Genomic DNA, 7,543 nt, shown 5'->3' on the forward strand with positions numbered 1-7,543 from the left:
CAGGCTTACAACAAAGCCAACAGAGCTGACAGAATTGCTGCTTTCGGCGGCTGTGTTATTTTAAATCGCGCCTGTGACAAAGCCACCGCCGAAGCGATCAGCCACAATTATTTAGAAGTTGTCGCAGCTCCAGACTTCGAAGAAGGTGCCTTAGAAATCCTGCAAAGTCGAAAAAATTTACGCGTTATAAAAATCAGCCGCATTGACCGCCTCACCGATTTCGAAAAGTTCCGTTTCGTTGACTTCAAGAGCTTAATCGATGGCGGTATCATTGTTCAACAATCGGCTGTTAACTCTATACGCACCGTTAAAGATCTTAAACCTGCTGTAAGTACTTTCAAAGGCACTGAGTACAAAACAGTAAGGGAGCCCGATCAAAGAGAGATTGACGACATGCTTTTTGGCTGGGCTGTTGAGCACGGCGTTACGTCTAACTCTGTAATTTATGTCAAGAACGGCTGCACTGTCGGCATCGGTACCGGTGAACAGGATCGTGTTGGCGTTGCAGAGATTGCTGTCAACAAAGCATACGTTAAGTACTCTGACATCCTTTGCTTTGACAAATATGGAATCCCCTACGGCGATATGACCTTAGAAATACAGCAAGGCAAGAGGAACAAGTCAGACAAAGAAGCAATTGACCAGCAAGCCATTGCCGATAAGGCAGGCCTTCCTGGTTCAGTTATGATTTCCGATGCCTTCTTCCCATTCCGTGACGGGGCCGATGTTGGAATCAACCAAGGGGTTTCCGCCATACTGCAAGCCGGCGGCTCTCTTCGTGACTTTGAAACAATTGAAGCCTGTAACGCTGCTACCCCTCAGGTAGCAATGAAATTTACCGGCCAACGCTCATTCAAACACTAGGAAGAGTTCTTTAAAGTATCGTGGTAACACAAGATAATGATTCAGCAAAAGACCTGGGATCGCTTCTGCAATCAGTATTTCATGAAAAAAACTGGCAGGATCGCATGGAGATTCACCAGGTCTTTTTGTTTTGGGATATAGTCTTAGGAGAATTAGCCAGCCACGCGCAACCAGATATTATTCGAGATAATACCCTATGGGTAAAGGTATCAGACTCAGTTTGGATGCAACAATTACAGTTTGAAAAACAAACAATAATTGAACAAATTAATAGTGAGCTTAGCAGGCTTAGCAAAAAAAGTCGGGAAGGAACAAATTCAATCCCCCAAATTAACGATATCAAGTTTAAACTCGACCCCAGCTTCAGCCTTGCAAAGCAAAATCAAACTACCCAGGCACAAGAGCTGGAATCAAAAACTATTGATGAGTCTCGACTTAAATCATTTGAATCTACAGTAAAAAGTATTAATGACGAAAATATTGAAAAAAGTTTAAAAAGTTTATGGATTGCCATAGAGCAGAGAAAGATAAAAACAGACCATAATTAAAATAAATTTCGTTTTTTCATTGACTTAACCACCGTCAGTTTTGCATAATCAGAGTATTGTGTGGTATTGGTATCTTTTTTGCTTTACCTAAAGCGTAAGGTGTCCGATGGAGTTAGAGAGAAACGTACGCAACTAAACCGCCAATATTACTCACATCAACATTTCAGGTAGACATGGAAAACAACTTATATATTGTCCTTTCAGGTGAAAGAAAGCAGACAAAATCATATGCCATTTCAAAAAAGAAAATAAGGGCATTGATCTTCTTTTCAACCAGTCTAATGATAGTGCTATTCCTTTTTGGGGCTCTTGGCATCAAGTTTACAACTGAAAATATCCTCCTCAAATCGACACTTGCTACTACCCAAGACGAACTTCAATCTGCCAAAGCCTGGAACGAGCAGTTTGAGAACCGAATAACTAAACAAGTCGCAGAGAAAGAACGTCAGCTCCAATCAACGCTAGACAATCTACTCGATAAAAATGAAGAGAAAGAAACCCTTCTCAACAATGCCCTCACAGAGCTTAAAAGCCGAAGTAAAGTTATTGAGTCCATTCTTAAAACAGTTGGAATTAAAGTAAAAGAACCAAAAGAAACCTCCAATAGTGGTGGTCCTTTTGTTCCTCTGTCGGAAGACTCGCTGGACGATCTGACATTTACAATAGATCACTACCTTGAGACTATAAAAACACTCCCCTTGGGCCCGCCGGTATGGGGAGAAATTACCTCTGAATATGGTCGACGAATTGATCCGATCAACAACCAAGGTGCCTTTCATGCCGGCATTGACATCCGAGAAAGACTCGGTGCCAAAATAGTTACAACCGCCGATGGTATTGTTATAGAAAAAGGGTATACAAAAGGTGAGGGCAACTACCTTGTAATTGAGCATTCTGAGCATTTCAAAACACGATATTTCCACATGCAGAAGAGCCTTGTTTCGCGCGGAGATAAAGTTAAACGAGGACAAACGGTTGGTTTAGTTGGTAATACCGGAAGAAGCACTGGACCGCATCTTCACTACGAGATAATCTATCGCGGCCAATCAGTAAATCCTATTAATTACGTCCGAATTGCACGTAAAATACCTAATGCATAATAAATCATTGGTCGCTTCAACAAATCGAATATCATGAATCTTGCGAGGAATACCTATGAGTTTTTTTAAAAAGAATCCCTCTGAGCAAAGTCAGGAAAACAGTTCAGAAAACATCGCCATCAGTAGTATTATAGGCAATGGCATGAATGTCGTCGGAGATGTCAACTTTACCGGTAAACTTCGTCTCGACGGTCAAGTAAAGGGAAATATTAAGGGTGAATACCTTATCCTCGGTGAGACCGGTGTTGTCACCGGTGATATTGAGTCCGAAACATGCTCCCTGCAGGGTACAGTAAACGGGAATATCAATTCAAGGAATATGAACGTTATTAAAGGATGCCGCATTGAAGGCAATGTTTCGACAGTTAACCTTACTGTTGAGAAAGGTGCTTCAATAAATGGTGAAGTCAAAGTCGATGAAAAGGATCTGCGACTTGTCAAAAACGTTCTACCGTCAAATAATGAAAAAATTACTACTAAACCGCTATCAAAAGCCAGTTCTCAGTAGCAGAAAACATTGCTCAACAATCGATATAATCCAGACCTTTATTACAATTCACTTTATGATGCAAAATTAAAACTGCGTAAGGGCAACAAAAGTGAGGCTTTAGCCTCCTTTCAAGAGGCCAGTGCCTATAACAGCAAACGATCAACTCCTTACTATTATATTGGCCAAATCCTTGAGGAGTTTGGCCAATACGATATGGCCTTAAAAAAAGCCGTCGATGTTTCCCCTGCAAACACAGACAGAGCAATCAAACTCGGTAAATGCTTTTATGAATTAGGTAACATGAAAGAAAGCAAAAAATACCTGTTAAACGCCTCTGCAATGGTTCAAGACAGCTACGACAACCATGCTTAAAATTTCTCCATATATTTCGATACCTACTGATGAAATCATTTTGACCGCGACCCGCTCCCAAGGAGCAGGCGGTCAAAATGTCAATAAGGTTTCTACAGCAATACACCTTCGATTTAATATCAAAAGCTCTTCCTTGCCTGAGTTTTACAAAACAAGGTTACTCCACTTCGCTGACTCTCGTATTACAGCCGACGGAATAATTATAATTAAAGCTCAACAATTCCGTACCCAGGAAAAAAACAAAGAAGATGCGCTGCAACGACTACAACAAGTTATCCGTAATGCAACAGTAATTAAAAAAACTCGAAGAGCATCAAAGCCAACTACAGCTTCTCAAAGAAAAAGGGTTAATACAAAAACAAGACGAGGGTTGATTAAAACGCTGCGAGGTAAAATCATAAATTCCGAATAACGATAAAGAGATCTAATGCCCTAACATTATATGACTCAGCCCGGCCGAAATGATGGACCATCTTGACAAATTGGCAACTTCCGAATTTACCGCTTATAATTGACTTAGGTCAAAGCTAATTCCTGGCGAAGTAGATAGAGTCAAAAGGAATGAAAAACAATTGTACTAAAACAGATAAGCCGGAGTTTGTCCTATTCACTGCTACAAACCAAATTTTCGTGACAAAATACGACCGGAGCCCTAATAATGCATAAAACTTTGGTGTTATACCTACTACTGTTTACTATCGCTGTATTTTCTTCGTCGGGTTTAGCAGCAGAATCTGTCAAAGGTTGTCATTGCTTCAAGGACAGGACCTATAATCCTCTGGCTAAATTTGCAGCAGATGACTATATACTGGCAACAACGTTTAACAGCCTTTTATCAAAGTACTTTGGTATCTCAAAAAAACAGATAGTCTTACTGAAGATGCAAGGTTCTATCGGTCAAGATGATCTCATAATTGCCCTATCTCTATCAAAATTGTCAGTAATCCCCCTTGAAAAAATTCTTGATCTAAAAAATCAAAAAAAAACCTGGCAAGATGTGACAGCAGACCCAATGATATCCAATCTGCAACCATCTCATACCTTACAAGCTTTAAGGGCGGGCACTGTGCCCTCCGAAGTTGCAATAAATGCTGCAAACGAAATCATCAGCTCCTTTTTTTTAATTCCACCAGAGACAGTTAATCAACTAAGAGATAAGGGCCTTACAGAGAAAGAACTCGCATTACTTTTCATTCTTTCTTCTATCAGCGGCAGGTCTACAGAGGAACTCGAATTGCAGCACGAGCAAGGAGGGAAAAGCTGGAGTGAAATAGCAGATTCGCTTGGGGTTATGCCGGTTGACGCAGGTAAACACATTTTAAATTTCACCCAGAAATAACCGTTAAAACCGTCAACTTTTGAGTAATCTAATCCGATGGTACTAATATAAACTGAAAGTCACCATTCAACTTCTTTCGAAAGTAGAATTCATGTCAGAATCACTTATAATAGACTGCCCACAATGTGGTCAACAGTTAAGGATCCCAGGGAATATAGGTGGCATGCTTATGGCCTGCACAACCTGCGGACAGAAACTTTACAGTGACTTCAAACTTCACTCCGACAGAACAGCTCCAGGAATCTCATCAACAGATGAAAAACCAAAGAACTCTCCTACACAAGAAAAAACAAATCGATTTTCAGTAAAAGTATGATACGATTCTTCAACTGTACCTTCCAGCCCTGACTCAGCCTATTTCAACAAAAGCTTGTGGATCGGGTAAACCAGCAGCACAGACACCCTTCGACTCGAAAACACCTTATTTTTTATTTACTCAGACTTGTGATCAATTATAGTTAAACATAATTTTTCAAGATATAACGACACTGATTTAACGACATTTAACAACTGTGGCACCACAGATAAACACAAAAATTAAATCTTGAATAACTGGATATTAATAAATTTTCTGATTCTTTGCCTGGCAATTTCTACAAACCTACTGGCCAAACAACCCCGTAGATTTTCATACTCAACTCTTGCACTATTACTGGCAATGCCAGTCTTAGCTGGAGGGTATCTTTTCTTTTCCAGCCAACTTTCACCGAGGTTGTTTCCTCACATAGTGCTATCAGAGTTTATTTTTTGTTATATCTTTTTTATTGCCGTAAAACGCCTTAATCACACATCGTCCCAAAGAGAAGAAAGTACCCGGCAACGTTTAACTGCTGCGGGTTCTGGGCTGCTTATAATGTGCCTGGCTGCTGTCTTCTTTATCTCGCTACCATCGAAAGTTACTAGTTCAAACGTAGTAATCTCAAATCTATTTCATTATGGCGCCGTTTTCTGCCTCATTGCAGTTCTGAATACTGCTTGGAATGCAGAAACATTCTGGCGCACTCTTACATCAAATCAACGCTGGCAATATAAATTCTTTATTCTGGGTATTTTCCTGACTTGTGGTTCTCTAGGCTGGGCCTTTTCGTACCGTCTAATGTATCCAATAATCAAAGAACAACACTTGATACTACTGGCATCACTGCTACTACTCTCTGCGGGAATGATCTCTTATGCACTCGCCAGACATCGACTGCTTAACAGAAAAATTTTCATCGCACGCCAGGTTGTATACTCATTTATTGCCCCCACCTTGCTTGCACTATATCTTACATGCCTTGGCGGACTCGCCTTTATTACCAAACATTATGGCTACGAAATTCATTTTGTTCTTTTCTGGTTTACACTCATCAGTGGGTTAGTCGTTTGTCTTTCCCTTATTTTTTCTGACGATGTCAGAAAAAAAGTTAAATATTTTGTAAGCACCAATTTTTATAACAATAAATACGAATACAGGGACGAATGGCTTGCTTTCTCTTCTCTACTCAAGGAAGAATTTTCTGAACTTGGTGTCGTTAAAGCGCTTACGCAGATCTTAACAGACTGTCTTTACACAAATGAAATAATAATCTGGCTAGGAGATAGTGAGAATGGCTACAAACCAATTTCAACAGATGAATCCCAACAATGCAATGCTCTACTCACTCTACAGAGTGATGATCCATTACTTTCATTTTTAAAAGAAAATAATTTCCTCTACACTAAAGATTCCAGCAAGAATCCTTCATTTAGACAAACTCTGAATCAAAAAAAACATTTTCTTAACAATTGCCGCCTTGAGCTATTTTTCCCAATGACAATCGGAAAAAAAATGGTGGGATTAATTGGTCTTGGCCCAGAATATACTGGCGGACGCTACGGACAAGATGATTTTGATCTACTTTTAGCCCTCAGTACACAGGCAGCTTCTGCCGTGCTGAGTGTACGCATGGCCGAAAAACTTGCTATGGCCCGAGAGAAAGAGGCAATTGACACTTTATCTGCCTTTGTACTCCACGATATTAAAAATGCTGCAGCAATGCTCTCCCTCGTACAGTCAAATGCGGCAGAACATATCGCAAATCCTGAGTTCCAAAAAGATATGCTGGAAACAATAGATGATGCATTAAAAAGAATGAATAAGGTTCAAACTAAAATTGCAACTCTTAAGGAAGGACAAAAACCAGAACTGAACATTATTGACCTTGGTTTCTTCATTGAACAATTTTGCCATAAGATTGCCATAAAATTTTCAAAAATCACTATTGAATGTGATTGTTCTGAAGCAATCTACCTAAAAACGAATCAGACCAAATTAGGAAATATTCTGGAAAATATTCTTCTAAATGCCTTTGAGGCTGAAGCAACTAAAGTTATGATTACTGTCACACGAACAAATGTAATCCGGCAAGTAACCATCCTTATTAGCGATAATGGCAAGGGCATTAACAAGGAATTGCTGCCTAACCGATTATTTGACCCCTATGTCTCAAACAAATCAGGAGGTAGTGGTATTGGATTATGGCAAGTTAAGCAAATGGTCAAACAACTTAGTGGAGATATAAGAGCTGACAACAAAGAAAAAGGTGGGGCGATCTTCACAATTATGTTTTCGGAATAAAAACACTCATTTCAACTGTAAAGAATTCTGACAGTTTTAACGTTGGATCAACGTCTTATTATTGAAGCTTTATCAATCATTTCATACAAAAAAAAGCCGCTGGTTAACTTAATAACCAGCGGCAAACGTTAATCTATATCAACATACTTATGCTTTATTGGCTGTTTTTCTTCTACGTGCAGCAACCAAACCAGCAAGTCCAGTACCTAAAAGTAACATTGTTCCTGGCTC

General features: G+C 39.7%; 9 protein-coding genes. 8 read left to right on the plus strand and 1 reads right to left on the minus strand.

The features are described from left to right. The 8 genes from HQK80_14230 to prsK form a co-directional block, all read left to right on the plus strand. The coding region (locus HQK80_14230; GenBank protein ID MBF0223355.1) for an IMP cyclohydrolase at window positions 1-864 on the plus strand (864 nt) is incomplete at its 5' end. 20 nt (window positions 865-884) lie between these two features. Further along, complete coding sequence (locus HQK80_14235; protein ID MBF0223356.1) at window positions 885-1,412, plus strand: DUF721 domain-containing protein; 528 nt, start codon at window positions 885-887, stop codon at window positions 1,410-1,412. A gap of 173 nt (window positions 1,413-1,585) precedes the next feature. Then, entirely contained in the window at window positions 1,586-2,512 is a 927-nt protein-coding gene (locus HQK80_14240) for a M23 family metallopeptidase (GenBank protein MBF0223357.1), read from the plus strand. Between the two features lie 55 nt (window positions 2,513-2,567). After that, window positions 2,568-3,020, plus strand: coding sequence for a polymer-forming cytoskeletal protein (locus HQK80_14245; protein ID MBF0223358.1), 453 nt, complete (start codon window positions 2,568-2,570; stop codon window positions 3,018-3,020). A gap of 9 nt (window positions 3,021-3,029) precedes the next feature. Next, the gene (locus HQK80_14250; protein ID MBF0223359.1) at window positions 3,030-3,374 is read left to right on the plus strand and encodes a hypothetical protein; all 345 of its coding nucleotides are present in this window, start codon (window positions 3,030-3,032) and stop codon (window positions 3,372-3,374) included. Then, window positions 3,367-3,786 carry an aminoacyl-tRNA hydrolase gene (gene arfB / locus HQK80_14255; GenBank protein MBF0223360.1) on the plus strand — a complete coding sequence of 140 codons (420 nt, stop codon included), beginning with the start codon at window positions 3,367-3,369 and terminating at the stop codon, window positions 3,784-3,786. Before HQK80_14250 ends, arfB begins: the two co-directional genes overlap by 8 nt. Window positions 3,787-4,032: 246 nt before the next feature. After that, window positions 4,033-4,713, plus strand: a complete 681-nt coding sequence (locus tag HQK80_14260; protein MBF0223361.1) for a hypothetical protein — start codon at window positions 4,033-4,035, stop codon at window positions 4,711-4,713. Between the two features lie 658 nt (window positions 4,714-5,371). Further along, the gene (prsK, locus tag HQK80_14265) at window positions 5,372-7,312 is read left to right on the plus strand and encodes a PEP-CTERM system histidine kinase PrsK (protein ID MBF0223362.1); all 1,941 of its coding nucleotides are present in this window, start codon (window positions 5,372-5,374) and stop codon (window positions 7,310-7,312) included. A gap of 147 nt (window positions 7,313-7,459) precedes the next feature. Here prsK and HQK80_14270 read toward each other — a convergent pair. Next, window positions 7,460-7,543 (minus strand): PEP-CTERM sorting domain-containing protein (locus tag HQK80_14270; protein MBF0223363.1); only part of this gene is annotated, 84 nt, incomplete at its 5' end.

The sequence above is a fragment of the Desulfobulbaceae bacterium genome (assembly GCA_015231515.1).
In the GTDB taxonomy this organism is placed as follows: Bacteria; Desulfobacterota; Desulfobulbia; order Desulfobulbales; family VMSU01; genus JADGBM01.

Coding starts and splice junctions, on each gene's coding strand:
- HQK80_14245 (MBF0223358.1), top strand. CDS start 2,568: ATGAGTTTTTTTAAAAAGAATCCCTCTGAGCAAAGTCAGGAAAACAGT.
- HQK80_14260 (MBF0223361.1), top strand. CDS start 4,033: ATGCATAAAACTTTGGTGTTATACCTACTACTGTTTACTATCGCTGTA.
- arfB (MBF0223360.1), top strand. CDS start 3,367: ATGCTTAAAATTTCTCCATATATTTCGATACCTACTGATGAAATCATT.
- HQK80_14240 (MBF0223357.1), top strand. CDS start 1,586: ATGGAAAACAACTTATATATTGTCCTTTCAGGTGAAAGAAAGCAGACA.
- prsK (MBF0223362.1), top strand. CDS start 5,372: ATGCCAGTCTTAGCTGGAGGGTATCTTTTCTTTTCCAGCCAACTTTCA.